Below are 18,014 nucleotides of genomic sequence, written 5' to 3'. Positions count from 1 at the left end.
AAACACCGGCATACTGGCATCATCGAGAGTTCGTCACACCCGCGCGGAGCCATCCGTCGCGGGTGTTTTCATTTGGCAGCGCGGGCTGCGAGGCGCATGCAAAGCCGGAGGCCGGGATCTGACGTCATTCGACCTAATGGATGATCTGGCCGAGAAAATCCCGCGCGCGCTCAGTCCTGGGCGCACGGAAGAAAGTTTCAGGATCGGCTTCCTCGACGATGGATCCGCGATCCATGAACACCACCCGATCCGCGATCTCGCGGGCAAAGCCCATCTCATGCGTGACGCAAACCATCGTCATGCCGTCACGCGCGAGCGCCACCATGGTGTCGAGCACTTCCTTGACCGTCTCCGGATCGAGCGCAGAGGTGGGCTCGTCGAACAGCATGATCTTCGGCTGCATGCACAGCGCACGCGCGATGGCAACGCGCTGCTGCTGACCGCCGGAGAGCTGTCCCGGATATTTGTTCGCCTGATCGTGGATGCGCACTTTCCGCAAAACAGCGATCGCACGCTCATGCGCATCCGTGCGGGACAAGCCCCGCACCTTCATCGGCGCCAGCATGCAGTTCTCGACGACCGAGAGATGCGGAAACAGATTGAAGCTCTGGAACACCATGCCGACCTCGCGGCGGACGCCATTGATGTCGTGGATTCGGCCCGTCAGTTCGACGCCATCGACGACGATCCGGCCGCCGTCGTGCTTCTCGATATGGTTGATGCAGCGGATCAGCGTCGACTTGCCTGAGCCCGAGGGGCCACACAGCACGATCTTCTCCCCTGCCGCGACATTGAGATTGACATCGTTCAGGGCCGTGAAGTGGCCGAACCGCTTCACCAGATGCTCCACGACGACGATCGACGCCGACCGGCTGGACTCATTCCCGGCAGTGTGCTGAAGCATTTTCCTCTCCCAAGAACAGGATTTTTCGTTCGGTCCGCTACCGGTGCGTTCCCGCAATCGCATAGCGCCTGCGCAGGGATGCCACGCATTGCGATGCCGCCGAGCTGATTGCGAGGTAGACCACTGCAATGGCCAGATACATCTCGACGAGACGGCCGTTGAGCTGCGCAAGCTTCGAGGCTGCGCCGAGTAGATCGGTGAGCGACAGAACGTAGACTAGCGAGGTGTCCTGGAACAGGATGATGGTCTGGCTCAGAATGATCGGGCTCGCGACGCGAAGCACCTGCGGCAGGATCACAGAGCGATAGGTGTCGAAGGTGGACAATGCGAGCGCCTGGCACGCCTCGAACTGCCCCCGGTTCACGGCCCGCAATCCGACGCGGATGATTTCCGAATAGTAGGCTGCCTCGAACAGGCCGAAAGTGATGAACGCCGTCCAGGTGGCACCGATCGGGACGGGGCGGCCACTCCCGCCGAGATGGCCAAGCACGATCGGCACCAGAAAGAAGAACCAGAACAGGACGAGGATCAGCGGGATAGAGCGCATCAAGGCGACATAGCCACGTACGAGCTTACCGATCACAGGCACTTCAAAGTGCTGCACCAGGGCGAAACAGGTCCCGAGGATCAGGCCGACCACGAATGCAATGGCGGTCAGCGCCAGCGAAAACAACAGGCCCGACCAGAGGTAAGGCCACGCCTGAAGAACAACGGAGAAATCGAGGCTGTTCATTTCACGACCTCCATTGCGTCGGGCAAGGAGCCGACCTGTTGGGCAGCGCGCGTCGGGGCCGGTTCGATCGCATTCTCCGCACGCCCGGTGCCCGGAATGCGCACGGCCCTGTCGATCAGCGCCATTCCCTGATAGGCAATCAGAGCCAGCGCGAGATAAATCAGCGTCGCGGCGCCGAAAGCCGTGAAGGTCTGGAACGTCGCTTCGCTGATCTGCCGGGCCTGCGCCGTCAGCTCCATCAGCCCGATCGTGAGTGCGACGGAGGTGTTCTTGTAGATGCCCATCACCTCGCTGGTCAGGCTCGGTATGATCAAGCGCAGCGCCTGCGGCAGGATGATATGGCGATAGGTCAGATGTCCGCTGAGCCCGAGCGCGCTTGCCGCCTCGACTTGCCCCTTCGGCAACGCCTCTATCCCGGCACGAACCTGTTCGGCGATGCGGGCGGCAGTGTAGAGTCCCAGGCACACGAGCGCCGGGAAGAATGATCCCCAAGGCGGAGGAATCTGCTTGATGGCATTTCCGAGCGCAACGGGCAGAATCTCCGGCAGGACGAAGTACCAGAGGAACATCTGCACGAGCACAGGAATGTTGCGGAAGATTTCCACATACAACCGCGCGACGGCCGCAACGATCCGGTTCTGAACGGTGCGGCCGATGCCGACGATGACCCCGACCGCGAAGGCGATCCACCAACCGAAGAACGCCAGCGCCAGAGTCCAGCCGAGGCCCGACAGAAGCCAGTCGATATAGCGTTGGCCATCCGCCGTCTGTTCAAGAAGCACTGCAAACATGGCGAACCTCAGGGCTCGGTTTGCGGGACACTCTCCGCCTTGCCGCGAAGTGGATTCTTGTTTTCACGCGTTTCTTGACACGAACCGGAATCCATTTCGCTCGAAGACGCTCTAGTCGACGGCGTCGCTGGGATGCGCGATCCGTTCCGTGAGCTCGACCGTCAGCGGGAACGCTAGGTTCTCGCCCTTGGGCGGGATCGGCCTGGTGAACCACTTGGCGTAGGTCTTCTCGAACTGACCCGACGCCATCTGATTGGAGAGGACATCATCGACGAGCGCCTTGAAGCCGGTATCGCCCTTCGTGAACATCAGGCCATAATAGATCTTGGCGTAGCCCTCGGGGAGAAATATCAGCGCATCCGGCTTCGGCGCAGCGGCCTTCAGGCCCGCGAGAAGGATGTCGTCTTCCATGAAGGCGGCCGCGCGGCCCGTGTTCAGCATCAAGAAGGATTCGGCATGATCCTTGGCCTGGACGATGTTGAAGCCGAGCTGCTCCCTCGCATTCACGCCCTGCGCGAAGCCGACGGCATTGGAGCCCTGGGTCACCACGATCGTCTTGCCCTTGAGATCGCCGGCCGTCTTCAGGCCGCTGTCCGCCTTGATCAGCCAGCGCGGCTGGCTCACGAAAGTGGCGACGGAAAACGAAACCTGCTCCTGCCGCTTCCTGTCGTTCGCCGTGCCTCCGCACTCGATATCGACGGTGCCGCTCTGGATCAGCGGGATGCGGTTGGACGAGTTCACCGGAACGTAATTGACCCTCAGATTGGGCAGGCCGGTCTCCGCCTTGATGCGCTCGACGATGGCTGCGCAGAGATCGAGCGAGAAGCCGATCGGCTTCTGGTCAGGACCGAGATAGGAGAACGGTATCGAGGCTTCGCGGTGGCCGATGGTGATGGCGCCGGTCGACTTGATCCTGGCAAGCGTGGGACTGTCGGCGGCAACCGAGGGTCCGCTGATGGCGGCCAGGACCGCGAGGCCGGACAGAATGCTCAAGACACGCGCAACGTTCGTCATGTACGTCTCCTTGATGGACGGCCTATGCGGCCCTCGATGATGGCTTCACGCCGCGCCGCTGGATGATCTCGATCAGGCGGTCGACGTCCGCGAACGTATTGAACATCCCGAACGACACGCGAATGCCGCCCCGCTCCGGCGACACGCGGACCCCGTTCTCCTCGAAATGGCCCAGCCATTCGGCGGCAGGCAGCGCGATGACGTAGATGTGCGGCGCGCGATGCTGCCGCTCGCGAGGACCGACGAGACGAACGCCCAGCGCGTCGAGCCGGGCGATGAGATGATCGCCGAGATCGAAGCAATGGTTCCGGATGTTCTGCACGCCTAACGCTTCGATCATGTCGAGCGAGGCACCGAGTGCATGGATCGCCGGAAGATTGAAATTGCCAAGCTCGAAGCGACGCGCGCTTGGGGCCGGATCGAGCCTGTCGACGCGGGCGATGAGATCGCCCGGTATCTCCGCCAGGCTCGCAGCCGCCAGATAGGCCGGCTCGAGTTCGGTCCTGGACTTGTCCCAATACAACAGACCCAGCCCCTGCGGCACGAGCAGCCCCTTGTGACTGCCCGAACCGATGAAGGTCGCGTGCATCGCCTTGGCGTCGATCGGCACGACGCCGATCGCCTGCATCACGTCGACGACGAAATAGAGGCCTCTCTCCCGGCACAGCGCGCCGATGCTTTCGACGTCGAAGCGGTGGCCGGCATGGAATGTCACCTGCGACATCGAGATCGCCCTCGTGTTCGCATCGACGTGCGGACGAAGGCTCGCGGCGTCAACGACCTCGGTCATCGGCACAAATTCGACCGCGACGCCCTTTCGTCGCAGATTGAGGAATGCGTACGCGTTGTTCGGATGATCGCCGTGGATCATGAGGACCTTGTCGCCAGCGTGCAGGGGCAGCGCGTTCGCGGCGATGTTCATGCTCTCCGAGGTGTTCTTGGTGAAGGCGATCTCATCTGCCGCTGCACCGAGGAGCCGCGCCAGCTTCGCGCGGGTCTGCTCGACGCGATCGAGCCACACGCTCTTGGGGCCTGCGCTCTCCAGACCTTCGCTCAGGAAACGGTCGATCGCGGCTTTGACGGGACGTGCGAGCGGCGTCTGGAAGCCGGAGTCGAGATAGGTCATCCGCTCGGCAGCCGGAAACTCCTTCCGCACGGCATCAACATCGTAATGTCCTGACATCCCATTCTCCTGAGCGCGTCCGCGGCGGCTCGCACTGCACAATTCCTGCTCACCGCCGGGCAGCGCCAACGATATGGGCAGAGCGTCGAACCGGCTACTTTGATTTTCATATTTCAGTAGTTTTTATTCCGAAAAATGATAATTTTTGATTCCGAAGTTTGATAGAGGGAAAGAAGATGTCGGAAGCCAGCCTCAACGGACCGCTCGACCGCGCCTTCGCGATCGTCGGTTACGTCGCCGGCCAGACCAGAGCGGCCTCGGTCGCGGAAATCGCGAGCGCCTTGTCACTGCCGCTGCCGACTGCGCACCGGTTGATCGGCAATCTGGAGCTGCGCGGGCTTCTGCAGAAAGCCCTGGGGACAAAGCGCTATGTGGTCGGCAATCAACTGGTCACGTTGTCGGCCCGGGTGATCGGCGCAGCGTTCCGGACCGCTCGCCGGCACGCCGTGCTCCGCGCTGTCGCCGCGGAGATCGGCGAGCAATGCGAGATCGGCGTCGTGCGTGACAATGTCGTTTCGTATGTCGACAGCGTCCGCGTCTCGCAACCTCAAGGCCTACAATTCAATCCGGGAGAAGCGGCGCCACTCCACTGCACGTCGACCGGCAAGATCTACATGAGCCGCTTGCCCGAGCGCGCGCGAGAGAAGCTGTGCCGCGCCCTTGCTCTGACCAGATATACCGAAACGACGATCGTCGATGTCGAGAGCCTGATGAAGGTGCTCGATGAAACCCGCAGACGGGGCTGGGCCAAGACCAACGAAGAATATGTGAGAGGCGTCGTCGGCTGCGCAGTTCCCATCCTGTCCCCGGATCGCGAACTGATCGCGTGCCTGGGCGTGTCCGTTCCCGTGGCGCGGGTGAGCTTCACCGCACTCGATCGGTTCATCGCGCCGCTTCAGAAGGCCGCGGAACTCCTTTCGGAAACCATCCTCCAGGCCGACGAGGACGGAAGAAGCGATGCATCCGCGGAAGCCTGAACTCACGGTCCAATCTGACACCAAAGCGCGATGAGATCGGGATGAATCGTCATCGTGCTTTGGGTTGTTGCTTGAGCATGATCTTTTCGGAAAACCGCTGCACACTATGCGTTAACGCGGCCCTTGGGGTCCGGATCATGCTCTAGCGAGTGATGGCAGCAGCTGTCACGCGACAGTAGGACGCAACCACAAATCCTTTGCGGCGTTGAAGCGGCTCGCCCCCAGAGCTATCGATCGGCCAAACCATTTTCGATCGGAGGAACGCATGAGCACCATCACCGGCGGCTGTCACTGCGGCGCAATCCGTTATGAGGTCGAGGGTGAGGCGATCGTGCACGCGCTGTGCCACTGTCGCGACTGCCGACTTCACGCCGGCGCCCCGGTCGTCGGCTGGACGATGTATCCGGACGATGCCGTCAAGGTGACCAAGGGCGAGCCGAAAGTGTACCACTCCTCGGAACATGGCCGGCGGCACTTCTGCGGCGACTGCGGCACCGGCCTGTTCTATTTCAATGCCAACATCATGCCCGGAATCATCGACATCCAGAGCGCGACCTATGACGATCCCGAGGTCGTGCCGGCAACGATGCAGATCCAGGTCGCCGAACGTCTTCGCTGGATGGAGCACGCGCACGAACTGCCGGCGTTCGACCGCTATCCTCCACAGCCGTAGCGGCGGAAGATGGCACCGGCTGTTTTGGCGTCATCCAGGGATTGGCAACGCTCGGCTCGTGCGCCAGCTCATTGATGGTGACGATGGTGCTGCGCCGCGCCGCCGGACGTGTACCCGCGCAGCTCGGCGTATCTTGCCAATTGCGCCTGATCGAGAACCGCCGCGGTGCGCAGGTGATATTTGAGATGGGCTTGCCGCAGCTCTCCCTGCGTCTTCGCGATCGCCGCGGTGGCGGATCCCAGACTCTCGTCGGTGATCGTGCGGCTGGCGAACTGCCGATCCAGATCCGCCTCGTTCTCGATCAATCTGCTGCCGATGGGAGTGGTCTCGGCCTTCATCTCGGAGAACATCGCCTCGACCTTGCTCCGCTGCTCCGGGTTCAATCCCAATTGGTCCGCGAGTTCGAGCACGTGGGAGGGCCCGGGATAACCATTGAGCTCGGCCGCGAGTGCGAGCCCCATGCCGCGCCCCGCCCGCAGATCGCCGATCTGCTGGTCCGAAAGCGCCTTGATGTGGCGGGACTGCATGCCGGCGTACGGCGTCTGCGCCCAAGCGGCAGCGGGCGCGAACAAGGCGATGATCAAAACGACGATCTTCATGACTTTCTACCCATGTTGCAGGACGTCAGCCAATCATGACTCGGCGATGGCGTAAACGGCAACATCGCCGGTGATTTACGCGGGACCTTCGGCAGATTGCGATCTCGGCTTCCATGACGGCCTCGGCTGGGAGCGCTCCCTGATCAAGGGGCTCTCAACCGATCACCTGCGAGCCGATAAAGCGCATGAATGGCCTTTGACCATCGGCACCGAACAGCACGACCGTGTAAGGCTCCGGCTTGCCGCCTTCCATCCCGGGCGATCCGACCGGCATGCCCGGCACAGCGAGCCCTTTCGCAATGGGGCGCTCCAAGAGGAGGCGCCGCACGGCTGCGGCCGGCACATGTCCCTCGATGAGATAACCTGCGACCTCTGCCGTGTGACACGCGGCCAGGTCCGAGGGGATGCCGAGACGATTCCGAACCGCGTCGAGATCGGCGGTCTCCTCCACCTGGACGACAAATCCTGCGTCCCGGAGATGCTGCACCCAGCCCGCGCAACAACCGCAGCTCGGATCCCTATGCACCGTGACGGTCGTTTCTCCGGCCTGCGCCGCAACGGCAGGCCTCGCCAGGACTGCCGCCGCTGCCGCCGCCATCAGCCCTGCAAGCGACCGACGGGTCATCACATGTCCGCGTTCCCTCATCTTCGATTCCTTTCCTCATCGCTGGATCTCAAGGCATCAACGAGGGCTCGCCTGGCCCTCGTACATGAACGTCATGGGCTTCAGCCCGTTCATATAGCCGGTGCGCATCTCGTCGATGCGAAAGCCGTTGCGGGTCAAGACGTCAGCGATGTCCCGGTTGAGATGGCAACCGCCCGAGATGCGCATCCATGCGGGGGTCAGGCGATCTTGCCACCAGCGCACGTTCGGTTCGGGCGCGCGGCCATGCTCGACGAAGACCAGCTTCCCTCCCGGTTTCAGCACACGCCGCGCCTCTGTCATCGCGCGATCGACGTCCGGAATGCTGCACATGGTCCAGGTCGTCAGGACCGTGTCGATGCTGCGGTCCTCGATCGGCATAGCCTCGGCCGAAGCTTCAACGAGATTGACCGGAGTTTTCGGATGCGGCGCGTGTCGCGCCATCTCGAGAAGCTTTGGAGCGGGCTCGAGACCCACAAGCTGCGTCACCGTAGCTCCGTAGAACGGCAGGTTGCGGCCGGACCCGACGCCGATCTCGAGGACCCGGCCCTGAGCCGCACGGGCCGCGCGCTGCCGATAGGGCGCAAGTTCCTTGTTGCGCATCGCAAGGTCGCAAAGCCGTGGCAGAATGACGTCGTTGTAGAAGCCCATGCGCGCATCTCCTGGCATCGCCGCTCAATGATCCTGCTGATCTCTTCAGGTGCGGCAAAGATCACGCGTCCGCACGTTCGCCTCTCATGCCAGCGCCGTCCCCAATATTAGCGCGATGACGACCAATGCGGTGATCAATTCCATCGCCCCAACATTCCTGACAGCCGTTCAACATGACTGACCTCATTCGGCAGACTGCAGCACCCGCAATCTCGGACCGATCGGCTTTGACATTTCGGTCGGTTGTCCCTTGTCCTCGGACTCGGGAGGCAGGTGGAAGCCCTTGACCAACCCGAAGATCGCCGGGATCACGATCAGCGTCAGCAGCGTCGACGACGTCATCCCGCCGATCATCGGCACCGCGATGCGCTGCATGATCTCCGACCCGGTGCCGGTGCTCCACATGATCGGCAACAGGCCCGCCATGATGGCGACCACCGTCATCATCTTGGGGCGGACGCGCTCGACGGCGCCCTCCATGATGGCCTCGTGGAGATCGCGCCGGGTGAAGACCCTGCCCTCGGCGCTGCGCTTCGCCTTCAGCTCGGCCAGCGCGTGCTCGAGGTAGATCAGCATCACGACGCCGGTCTCGGCGGCGACACCGGCGAGCGCAATGAAGCCGACGGCGACGGCGACCGACAGGTTGAAGCCGAGCCACCACATCATCCAGATGCCGCCGACCAGCGCGAAGGGCAGCGACAGCATGACGATGAGTGTCTCGGTCATGGCCCTGAAGTTCAGGTACAGCAGCAGGAAGATGATCGTGAGCGTTACCGGAACGACGATCTTCAGGCGGGCCGCGGCGCGCTGCAAATATTCGTACTGACCGCTCCAGACAACATAGTATCCGGGCGGGAACGCGATGCTTTCCGACACCGCGCGTTGCGCATCGGCGACGTAGCTGCCGATGTCCCGGTCGCGGATGTCGACATAGACGTAGGTCGCGAGCTGACCGTTCTCCGTTCGGATCGAGGTCGGCCCCCGCGCCGGCTCGACCTTCGCGACCTCGCCGAGCGGCACCGCGCCGCCCGCCGGCATCGGCACCAGGATATCGCTGGCGATGGCCTTCGGATTGTCGCGCAAATCGCGCGGATAGCGCATGTTCACCGTGAACCGCTGCCGGCCTTCGACCGTCGTCGTGACCGTCTGGCCGCCGAGAGCGGCCGCGATGGTGTCCTGAACGTCCTGGATCAGGATGCCATAGCGGGCAAGCGCCTCGCGGTCCGGGACGATCTCGAGATAGTACCCGCCGATGCCGCGCTCGGCGTAAGCCGAGGACGTGCCCGGGACGGCCTTGATCACCCGTTCGACCTGCTTCGCCAGCCGGTCGATCTCGACGAGGTCGGTGCCCATCACCTTGACGCCGACTGGCGTGCGGATGCCGGTGGACAGCATGTCGATGCGCGCCTTGATCGGCATGGTCCAGGCGTTGGAGACGCCCGGAAACTGCAGCGCCTTGTCCATCTCCGCGACCAGGCTGTCGACCGTGACGCCGGGACGCCACTGCTCCTTCGGCTTCAGGTTGACGATGGTCTCGAACATCTCGGTCGGCGCCGGATCGGTCGCGGTCGCCGCCCGTCCCGCCTTGCCGTAGACGGACGCGACCTCCGGGAACGACTTGATGATGCGGTCCTGCGTCTGCATCAGTTCGGCCGCCTTGGTGACCGAGATGCCGGGCAGCGTCGTCGGCATGTAGAGCAGCGTGCCCTCGTTCAGCGTCGGCATGAACTCGGTGCCGAGCTGCCGCGCCGGCCAGATCGTGACGGCGAGCACGACAAGCGAGGCCAGGATCACCAGCGTCTTGGCACGCAGCACGCCCTTGATGACCGGCCGGTAGATCCAGATCAGGAAGCGGTTGATGAAATTCCTGTGCTCCGGCACGATCCGGCCACGGACGAAGATCACCATCAGCGCCGGCACCAGGGTGACGGACAGCAGCGCCGCAGCAGCCATCGCGAAGGTTTTCGTGAACGCCAGCGGACTGAACAGCCGCCCTTCCTGCGATTCCAGCGTGAAGATCGGCATGAAGGACACGGTGATGATCAGCAGGCTGAAGAACAGCGCAGGGCCGACCTCGGAGGCCGCGTCGATCAGGATCTGGACGCGCGACTGATCGGGCTTGGCGCGTTCGAGGTGCTTGTGGGCGTTCTCGATCATGACGATCGCGGCATCCACCATGGCGCCGATCGCAATCGCGATGCCGCCGAGGCTCATGATGTTCGAGCCGAGGCCGAGCAGCTTCATGGCGCCGAACGCCATCAGCACGCCGACCGGCAGCATCAGGATCGCGACCAGCGCGCTGCGGACGTGCAGCAGGAACACGATGCAGACCAGCGCGACGACGATGCTCTCCTCGAACAGCGTGTGCTTGAGCGTATCGATGGCCGCGTAGATCAGGTTGGAGCGATCGTAGACCGGTACGATCTCGACCGACTTCGGCAGGCTGCTCGCGATCTCCTTGAAGCGCTTCTTGACGTTCTCGATGACGTCGAGGGCGTTGACGCCGAAACGCTGCAATACGATGCCGCTTGCGACCTCGCCCTCGCCGTTCAGCTCGGCGATGCCGCGCCGCTCGTCCGGCCCGAGCTCGACTTTGGCGACGTCCCGAAGCAGCACCGGCGTGCCATTGCTCGTCTTCAGGACGATGTTGCCGAGATCGTTGACGCTCTTGACGTAGCCCTTGCCGCGAATGACGTATTCGAACTCCGATAGCTCGACCGTGCGTCCGCCGACATCGGCATTGCTGGCGCGGATCGCCTCCCGGATCTTCTGCATGCTGATGCCGCGATCGCGCATCCGCTGCGGATCGAGGACAACGTTGTATTGCTTGACGAAGCCGCCGATGCTGGCGACCTCGGCGACGCCTTCCGCCTTGGCCAGCGCGAACTTCAGATTCCAGTCCTGGATCGTTCGCGTATCGGCGAGGTTCAATTCCCTCGATGTCACGGCGTACTGGTAGACCCAGCCGACGCCGGTCGCGTCTGGCCCGATGGTCGGGGTGACGCCGGCAGGAAGCCTGGACGACGCGCCGTTCAGGAATTCCATGACGCGCGAGCGTGCCCAGTAGATGTCGGTGCCGTCCTCGAAGATGACGTAGACGAATGACACGCCGAAGAAGGAGAAGCCGCGCACCACCTTCGATTTCGGCACCGTCAGCATCGCGGTCGTCAAGGGATAGGTGACCTGGTCCTCGATCACCTGCGGCGCCTGGCCGGGATACTCGGTGTAGACGATGACCTGCGTGTCCGAAAGGTCGGGGATCGCATCCAGCGGCAGGTGCAGCAGCGCGTAGAGGCCGGCGGCGGCCGCAAAACCGGTGCCGAACAGCACCAGCAGCAAATTGCGCGCCGACCAGGCGATGATGCGGGCGATCATTTGTGCTCTCCCGCCGCATGGCCCGTGTCGGAGGCCTGAGGAGCAGCCTCGGCGAAGCCTTTGAGCGCGGCCTTCAGATTGCTCTCCGCATCGATCAGGAAGTTGGCGGAGGTCACCACCGCCTCGCCGTCCGCAAGACCGTCCCGCACCTCGATATAACCGCCACCGCGCCGGCCAAGCTTCACTTCCCGCGGCTCGAAACGCCCGTCTCCCTTGTCGACGAGAACGGCCTGGCGCGTGCCGGTGTCGAGCACCGAGCTATCCTGTATCGCCAGGACGGGCGCGCCATCTGCCGTGTCGATGTCGGCATCGACATACATGTCCGGCAGCAGCGCCGCGTCGGGATTGGCGAGCTCGATCCGGACGCGAACCGTCCGGGTATCGCGGTTCACCTGCGGATAGATCACGGCGATCTTGCCGGTGAACGCGCGGCCGGGAAAGCTGCGCGCGCGCACCGCAACGGACTGCCCCACCGCGATATTGCCGAGATCGCGCTCGGCGACGTCGACCAGCGCCCAGACCAGCGAAGTGTCAGCGATCCGGAACAGCACATCGCCGGGATTGGCGCGCATGCCTTCGATCGCGTTGCGCTCGAGCACGATCCCGTCGCGCGGCGCCGACCAATGGATGGTGACGGGCGCGACGCGCGTCTTCTCCATCTCGGCGATCACCTGCTCGGGGACGTCGAGATTGACCAGCCGCTGCCGCGAGCCACGGCCGTACGACTCGACGCCGCCGACGGTCTTCGAGGTGATCGTCGCGAGATACTCGGCAGCCGCAGACGCGACCGCCGCGCTGTAGATCTCCATCACCGGCTGGCCCGCCTTCACGCGGGTGCCGGTGGTGACGTCCGCGACCTTCTGCACGAAGCTTTCGGCACGCATCGCGATCACCGACACGCGACGTTCGTCCAGCTGAATCGTGCCGGGCGCCTTCACCAGCACCCGGATTGATCGCCGCGCCGCCGGCTCGGACTTCACGCCGGTGCGCTGGATCTTGCCGGGCGACAGCTTCACCGTCCCATCATCGACGTCGTCGCCTTCGTAAACGGGGATGTAGTTCATCCCCATCGGATCCTTCTTCGGCACCGGCGAGGTGTCGGGCAGCCCCATGGGATTGCGGTAGTAGAGGATTTTTCGCGACGCGGCCGCTTGCGATGGCTTCGACTCTGCAGGGGCTGCCTGATCGTCGTCGTAGACCGGCAGATAGTCCCGCCCCCGCTCGTCCTTCCGCGGCCCGGCCGACCAGAGCGGCGCGCCGCTCGGATCGCGGTAGTAGAGCGGCGTTCGGGCACCGCCTGCCGTGGCCGAGACGACCTCGGCATGGACGGACGAGCCTCCGTCGTTCATGAGCCAGAAAACGGCCAGGGCCAGGCTGCCAGTGAGCGCGAGTGCGGTGAGAAGACGTTGCGTGTTCATCGCCAGATACCGCGCGCCGCGGGCGCGCGTCCATGTAAACGGGAAAGAGAAGTTCGGGCGCCGTCCGGCGGCGCCCGAAGGCTCACTTCGTCGCCTTGACGACGACCTTGCCGGTGACCGTGTCAGGCTCGCCCTGCACCTTCGCCGAGAGCGTGACTTGATAGCGGCCGGCCATCGGCAGGTCGGTCTTGAAGGCATAGATGCCCGGCTCTTGGGACGGCAGCGGCGCGACGGCCGACTCCATGTCGGCCATGCCGTCAGGCGCCATGTCCACGCGAGTCCTGAAGATCACCGCGTCGGAGACCGGCTTGCCGGTCTGCTTGTTGGTGAGGCGAACGGCGAGCGTGACGTCGTCGCCCTTCTTCATCTCGGGATTGACCGGCTCGAAAGCGTAATCGCCTGCGCCCGCCATGGCGGCCGGAGCGGCGAGCGAAAGGGTGGCGGCAAGAGCCGCAGCGCTGAATCTGGAAAGCATTGTCGTGTCCTCATGAATTGATCTTCCGCCGTGACGCATGACGCGCGCACGTCAGCCATCGACGCGCGCAGCCGTGCGCACGCGTCGTCAAATTGGCGAGATCAGATTCGAGGGGGCCGGAAGGGAGGACTGCCGCCGCGGAAGGCGACGACCTGATCGTCGGGAATGACGGTTTCCCCCGACGCTATGGCAAGCAATTCGAAGCCCAGGGGCCGGATGTCTGCAAGCGCGACGGTGCCGCCGACACAGCAGAACCCCATCCCGCACTTGTAGCCGCCGGTGTCGGAGCCCGTTCCCTTCATGTCGGGACAGCAATCGTCCATCGACATTTCTCCGTGGCCGCTCATGACCATGGTCGCCTGCATGTCGTCCGACGACTTGGCGAGGCTGGAAGCAGACACGCCAACCGGCAGCATCGCCAGGGATAGGGCGATGGCGAATGCCAGGATGGTACGGACGATCCGCATCAGATCTGCTTTTACCGTTTGGACAATTGGAGCCGCAACGCTTGTAACATATCCCGCTGCCGAAAGCATTCTTTGATCCGGGTCAAGCATTCGTGACCGAGGCTTCGATCACCCCGAGCGGGCGTTTGCGATCTCGGCCGCGAGCAGTTCCCCGCCTCGTCGCCGACATGCCGAATCCGACCGTCGATTGCAAGGGACTCACGTCGTCCGATCTGCACGAAGCAGCAGCAGCGCGACGAAGGCCGAGGCCGAGGCCAGCGCGCTGATCCAGAGCGCGCTGCTGCCGAAATGCTCCACCATCAGTCCCAGCGCAAGCGGCGCGAAGGCGCCTGTTGCCCTCGACGGCAGCGAGATCATGCCGACCCGCCTGCCGAATCCCGTCGGCCCGAACAACGCCAGTGGCAGCGTACCACGGGCGATGGTGATGATGCCGTTGCCCGCGCCATACAGCACCGTGAAGGCCGGCGCGAGCCAGGGGCCGCCCGCGACCAGCGCAAGCACGCCGATCGGATTCATGAGCATGGCAAGCCTTGCCGACAGCAGCGGATGAAACCGGCTGAGCCATCCTGCCTCCAGAAGGCGGGCGCCGACTTGCGCAGGTCCGACCAATGCTCCTGCGAACAAGGCCTGTGCCGGCGTGGCGCCGAACGCAACCAGCATGGTCGGCAGGATGGCCGAGACTCCGGAGCTGACGAAGCTTGCCGCCGCAAAGATGTACGCCAGCAGCATCATCGCGAAGCTTTCGCTCTGGCGGCCGGAGTGTTGGCTCGCACCCGTGCCCGGTCGGGACTCCTGGTCCAATGGAGCGGCACGGGGCAGCGAAAGATTGAGCGGCAAGGCAACGCCGATATGGATCACCGCCCATACCTGGCAGGCCGCGCGCCAGCCGTACTCCGAAGCAAGCCACGTCGTGAGAGGCCAGCCGAGGGTAGAGGCGAAACCGGCGATCAGCGTGATGCCGGTGATCGTTGCTCGCGCATTGGCGCCGTAGATCCGCGCAAGCGTCGCGAACGCCGCTTCATAGAGGCCCATGCCCATGCCGATCCCGAGCAGGATCCAGGCGGTGATCAGCAGCGCCACACCATGGGACACGGACAGCAGGAGCAAGCCTGCCGCGAAAACGAGGTTCGAGACGGCAAGCAGGCCACGCCCTCCGAACGTATCGATGGCATGCCCGACTCTCGGGCCGAGCAGGCCGGAGATGACGAGCGCTCCCGACAGCGCGCCGAACAGGTAAGTCGGCGCAAGACCGAGATCGAGCGCAATCGGCGCAGCCAGGATCGCAGGGAGATAGTAGCTCGACGCCCAGGCAATGGTCTGGGCGCTGCCGAGCGCGACGACGACAGCGAGCGGGCTCGCAGTGCCTCCCGTCATGAGCAACCGCATCCCGCACTGCCTGCCTTCATGGCGGATTCATCGGCGGCACAGCAGGCCGAGGGTTCGGCCTTGGCCGGACCGCCGCAGCATCCCGCTGCGCCGGCGGACTCGACGCCGGCCCGCGTGCAGACGCCGGTCTCGGGCAACACGAGCTCGACCCGTGCCGCAGCCTCCTTGTCGCCCGCGATCTCGGCGACGATCGAGCGGACCTGCTCGTATCCGGTGGTCATCAGGAAGGTCGGCGCCCGGCCGTAGGATTTCATGCCGGCGAGATAGAAGCCCGGCTCGTCATGCGCCAGTTCGCGAGCGCCGTGAGGCCGCACCGTTCCGCAGCTGTGCTCGTTGGGATCGATCAGCGGCGCAAGTGCGACGGGCGCCTCGATCGCCGGGTCGAGCCGAAGCCGCAGCTCGGACAGGAACGAGAGATCGGGACGGAAACCGGTCGACACCACCAGCTCATCCGCAACCACACTGCGCGCACCGCAGCAGGCACCTGCCGAAATCCTGAGACGTCCTTCGACCTCCGAAAGATGGGTGACACCGAAGTCGGTCTCGACCTTGATCTTTCCGTCAGCCACGAGCGCGGCGAAGGTGGATCCCAGCTCGCCGCGCGCGGCAAGCTTGTCGTTGCTGCCGCCGCCGAAGGCTTTTGCAGGATCGTCGCCGCGCAACAGCCAAACGGGCTGCGTGCCGGGCACCTCCTCGGCGAGCCGTGCGAGTTCGATCAGCGTGCCCAGCGCGGAATGGCCGCCACCGAGCACGGCGACGGTCTTGCCGGCATATTTGTTGCGCGCAGCACCTCGCACATCCGGCATGCCATAGGCGATGCGATCGCTGCGCTCGCGTTCGCCGATCGCGGGCAGACCGTTGCTGCCGGCCGGATTGGGCGAGAACCACGTGCCTGACACGTCGATGACGGCATCGGCGCGCAGCACCTCGGGGCCCCTGCCGTTCTGATAGCGGAGTTCGAAGGGCGCCTGCTCGCGGCCCCTGGTCTTCGCCTTGTCGAAGCCCACGCGGCTGATCGCCGTGACGCGGCTCGACGTCCGGATCGTCTCGCGCAACAGCGTTCGCGTTGCGAGCGGCGCGAGGTAGCGCTCGATCAGTTCGCCGCCGGTCGGATAGGATTGCGGGTCCGGCGAATTCCAGCCCGTCGGCGCGAGCAGGCGCGCCGCCGCCTTGTCGACATTGTATTCCCACGGCGAGAAGAGCTGGACGTGCCGCCACTGCCGCACCGCATGCCCGGCCTCGGATCCGGCCTCGAGCACGACAGGGGACATGCCGCGTTCGAGCACGTGCGCGGCGGCGGCGAGACCGACCGGCCCCGCCCCGATGATGGCCACCGTTTTCTTGCTCATGTCGCTTTCTCCTATATTTCTAGAATTATGGAATAAATCGTCAAATGAATCAGGCTGCCGTCTGAGCATCCTTGCATCCGGCTTCGTCCGCGCAGCACTCCGCGACCAGATAGTCGACCAGGCCCCGCATGGCGTCGAAGTTGGCGTGGCAGATCAGGGTCGTCGATTCCCTGACCTGACTGACCAGTCCGACCGCGACCAGGGTCTTGATGTGGTGCGACAGCGTTGACGCCGGGATCTTCAGCTTGTCCTGCAAGCGGCCAACCGGCATGCCCGCGTGCCCGGCCCGAACCAATGCGCGGTAGATCTGAAGCCGGGTCCGATTCCCCAGGGCCTCCAAACGCGCTGCTGCGTCATCGATCTTCATGAGGCCAGGATGTACCCGTGCTACATCATCTGTCAAACGCTATTTCTAGAATATTCGAAATATTGGCCTCACGAGGTCGCGGATTTCAGGTTGACGCGACCCTAACAATTCCATAAATCTGGATATATGGAAACAGAAGAAGCCGTCCTGGCGCTTGCCGCGCTGTCTCAACCGACCCGCCTGGAGGCGTTCCGGACGCTGGTCAGACACGAGCCTGACGGTCTTGCGGCCGGCGATCTCGCACGCCTGCTGGAAGTCCCCCAGAACACGCTCTCGGCGCATCTGTCGATTCTGAGCCGCGCGCGCCTCGTGATGTCCGAGCGGCACAGCCGTTCGATCGTCTACCGCGCCAACCTCGGTGAATTTCGCGACGTTGCCGTCTTCCTGCTGCGCGATTGCTGCGGCGGACGGCCGGAAGTCTGCGAGCCCGTCGTCGAGACTTTGCAATCGTGCTGCGCTCCCAAGCGAAAGGAGAAGGCCCGTGCCTGATCGCGTCTACAATGTGCTGTTCCTCTGTACGGGCAATTCGGCCCGTTCCGTGCTCGCGGAATCGATCCTTCGCAAGGACGGTGCCGGGCGCTTCCGGTCCTACTCCGCGGGGAGCACACCGAAAGGCGCCGTGCATCCGCTGGCGCTGCGCACGCTGCAGAGCATGGACTATCCGACCGACGGGATGCGCTCGAAGAGCTGGCTCGAGTTCGCCGCGCCCGATGCGCCGGTAATGGATTTCGTCTTCACCGTCTGCGACAACGCCGCCGGCGAATCCTGTCCGGTCTGGCCGGGTCAACCGACGACTGCGCATTGGGGCATCGAAGATCCTGCGGCCGTCGAAGGCACCGAGATTGAAAGACTTGCGGCCTTCTCGACGGCCTTCCGCTACCTGAAGAACCGCATCAGCGCGTTCGTGAACCTGCCCCTCAGCGGCATCGACCGGCTTTCGCTGGGGACCAAGCTGCGGGAAATCGGCCGCTCCGAGGGGGCAACCTCCGGCAAGAGCGACGTGGCGTGA

At 64.1% G+C, this 18,014-nt stretch carries 19 protein-coding genes; 4 read left to right on the top strand and 15 right to left on the bottom strand.

All coding sequences use genetic code 11. The features are described 5' to 3' along the window. Positions 1–133 precede the first annotated feature (133 nt). The 5 genes from FJV43_RS28980 to FJV43_RS28960 form a co-directional block, all read right to left on the bottom strand. Positions 134–904, bottom strand: coding sequence for an amino acid ABC transporter ATP-binding protein (locus FJV43_RS28980; protein WP_275973688.1), 771 nt, complete (start codon positions 902–904; stop codon positions 134–136). Positions 905–941: 37 nt separating this feature from the next. Continuing rightward, positions 942–1,637, bottom strand: a complete 696-nt coding sequence (locus tag FJV43_RS28975; protein ID WP_239622411.1) for an amino acid ABC transporter permease — start codon at positions 1,635–1,637, stop codon at positions 942–944. Continuing rightward, positions 1,634–2,428 (bottom strand): amino acid ABC transporter permease, encoded by a 795-nt coding sequence (locus FJV43_RS28970; RefSeq protein WP_239622410.1) that lies wholly within the window; start codon positions 2,426–2,428, stop codon positions 1,634–1,636. Before FJV43_RS28970 ends, FJV43_RS28975 begins: the two co-directional genes overlap by 4 nt. Positions 2,429–2,539: 111 nt before the next feature. Next, positions 2,540–3,442, bottom strand: coding sequence for an amino acid ABC transporter substrate-binding protein (locus tag FJV43_RS28965; protein WP_239622409.1), 903 nt, complete (start codon positions 3,440–3,442; stop codon positions 2,540–2,542). 22 nt (positions 3,443–3,464) lie between these two features. After that, complete coding sequence (locus tag FJV43_RS28960; RefSeq protein WP_239622408.1) at positions 3,465–4,625, bottom strand: aminotransferase class V-fold PLP-dependent enzyme; 1,161 nt, start codon at positions 4,623–4,625, stop codon at positions 3,465–3,467. Between the two features lie 176 nt (positions 4,626–4,801). Between FJV43_RS28960 and FJV43_RS28955 the strand changes: the two genes are divergently transcribed. Beyond that, positions 4,802–5,602, top strand: a complete 801-nt coding sequence (locus tag FJV43_RS28955) for an IclR family transcriptional regulator (RefSeq protein WP_239622407.1) — start codon at positions 4,802–4,804, stop codon at positions 5,600–5,602. Positions 5,603–5,867: 265 nt separating this feature from the next. Continuing rightward, positions 5,868–6,275, top strand: a complete 408-nt coding sequence (locus tag FJV43_RS28950; protein WP_239622406.1) for a GFA family protein — start codon at positions 5,868–5,870, stop codon at positions 6,273–6,275. Positions 6,276–6,343: 68 nt separating this feature from the next. Here FJV43_RS28950 and FJV43_RS28945 read toward each other — a convergent pair whose 3' ends face one another. From FJV43_RS28945 to FJV43_RS28900, 10 genes are all read right to left on the bottom strand, one after another. Continuing rightward, positions 6,344–6,874 carry a hypothetical protein gene (locus FJV43_RS28945; RefSeq protein WP_239622405.1) on the bottom strand — a complete coding sequence of 177 codons (531 nt, stop codon included), beginning with the start codon at positions 6,872–6,874 and terminating at the stop codon, positions 6,344–6,346. A gap of 154 nt (positions 6,875–7,028) precedes the next feature. Beyond that, entirely contained in the window at positions 7,029–7,520 is a 492-nt protein-coding gene (locus FJV43_RS28940; protein ID WP_239622404.1) for a DUF411 domain-containing protein, read from the bottom strand. A 36-nt stretch (positions 7,521–7,556) separates the two neighbouring features. Then, on the bottom strand, positions 7,557–8,168 hold the full coding sequence (locus FJV43_RS28935; protein WP_239622403.1) for a class I SAM-dependent methyltransferase: 612 nt from the start codon (positions 8,166–8,168) through the stop codon (positions 7,557–7,559). Between the two features lie 183 nt (positions 8,169–8,351). Beyond that, positions 8,352–11,543, bottom strand: a complete 3,192-nt coding sequence (locus tag FJV43_RS28930) for an efflux RND transporter permease subunit (protein ID WP_239622402.1) — start codon at positions 11,541–11,543, stop codon at positions 8,352–8,354. Beyond that, on the bottom strand, positions 11,540–12,961 hold the full coding sequence (locus FJV43_RS28925) for an efflux RND transporter periplasmic adaptor subunit (RefSeq protein ID WP_239622401.1): 1,422 nt from the start codon (positions 12,959–12,961) through the stop codon (positions 11,540–11,542). Before FJV43_RS28925 ends, FJV43_RS28930 begins: the two co-directional genes overlap by 4 nt. Positions 12,962–13,043: 82 nt before the next feature. Beyond that, positions 13,044–13,436 (bottom strand): FixH family protein, encoded by a 393-nt coding sequence (locus FJV43_RS28920; protein WP_239622400.1) that lies wholly within the window; start codon positions 13,434–13,436, stop codon positions 13,044–13,046. 101 nt (positions 13,437–13,537) lie between these two features. Then, positions 13,538–13,903, bottom strand: a complete 366-nt coding sequence (locus tag FJV43_RS28915; protein ID WP_239629650.1) for a hypothetical protein — start codon at positions 13,901–13,903, stop codon at positions 13,538–13,540. 198 nt (positions 13,904–14,101) lie between these two features. Further along, positions 14,102–15,277 carry an MFS transporter gene (locus FJV43_RS28910; protein WP_239622399.1) on the bottom strand — a complete coding sequence of 392 codons (1,176 nt, stop codon included), beginning with the start codon at positions 15,275–15,277 and terminating at the stop codon, positions 14,102–14,104. Next, positions 15,274–16,638 (bottom strand): NAD(P)-binding domain-containing protein, encoded by a 1,365-nt coding sequence (locus tag FJV43_RS28905; RefSeq protein WP_239622398.1) that lies wholly within the window; start codon positions 16,636–16,638, stop codon positions 15,274–15,276. The genes FJV43_RS28910 and FJV43_RS28905 overlap by 4 nt, the downstream gene beginning before the upstream one ends. 49 nt (positions 16,639–16,687) lie before the next feature. Further along, positions 16,688–17,005: a helix-turn-helix domain-containing protein gene (locus FJV43_RS28900; protein WP_061878003.1), complete on the bottom strand. Its 318-nt coding sequence runs from the start codon at positions 17,003–17,005 to the stop codon at positions 16,688–16,690. 126 nt (positions 17,006–17,131) lie between these two features. On the opposite strand from FJV43_RS28900, the gene FJV43_RS28895 reads away from it, so the two are divergent. Next, entirely contained in the window at positions 17,132–17,494 is a 363-nt protein-coding gene (locus FJV43_RS28895; protein WP_239622397.1) for a metalloregulator ArsR/SmtB family transcription factor, read from the top strand. Then, entirely contained in the window at positions 17,487–18,014 is a 528-nt protein-coding gene (locus tag FJV43_RS28890; protein WP_239622396.1) for an arsenate reductase ArsC, read from the top strand. The genes FJV43_RS28895 and FJV43_RS28890 overlap by 8 nt, the downstream gene beginning before the upstream one ends.

Source organism: Bradyrhizobium sp. I71 (assembly GCF_022354745.1).
GTDB classification, from domain to species: domain Bacteria; phylum Pseudomonadota; class Alphaproteobacteria; order Rhizobiales; family Xanthobacteraceae; genus Bradyrhizobium; species Bradyrhizobium liaoningense.
This window is presented reverse-complemented; position numbering and strand designations above follow the sequence as displayed.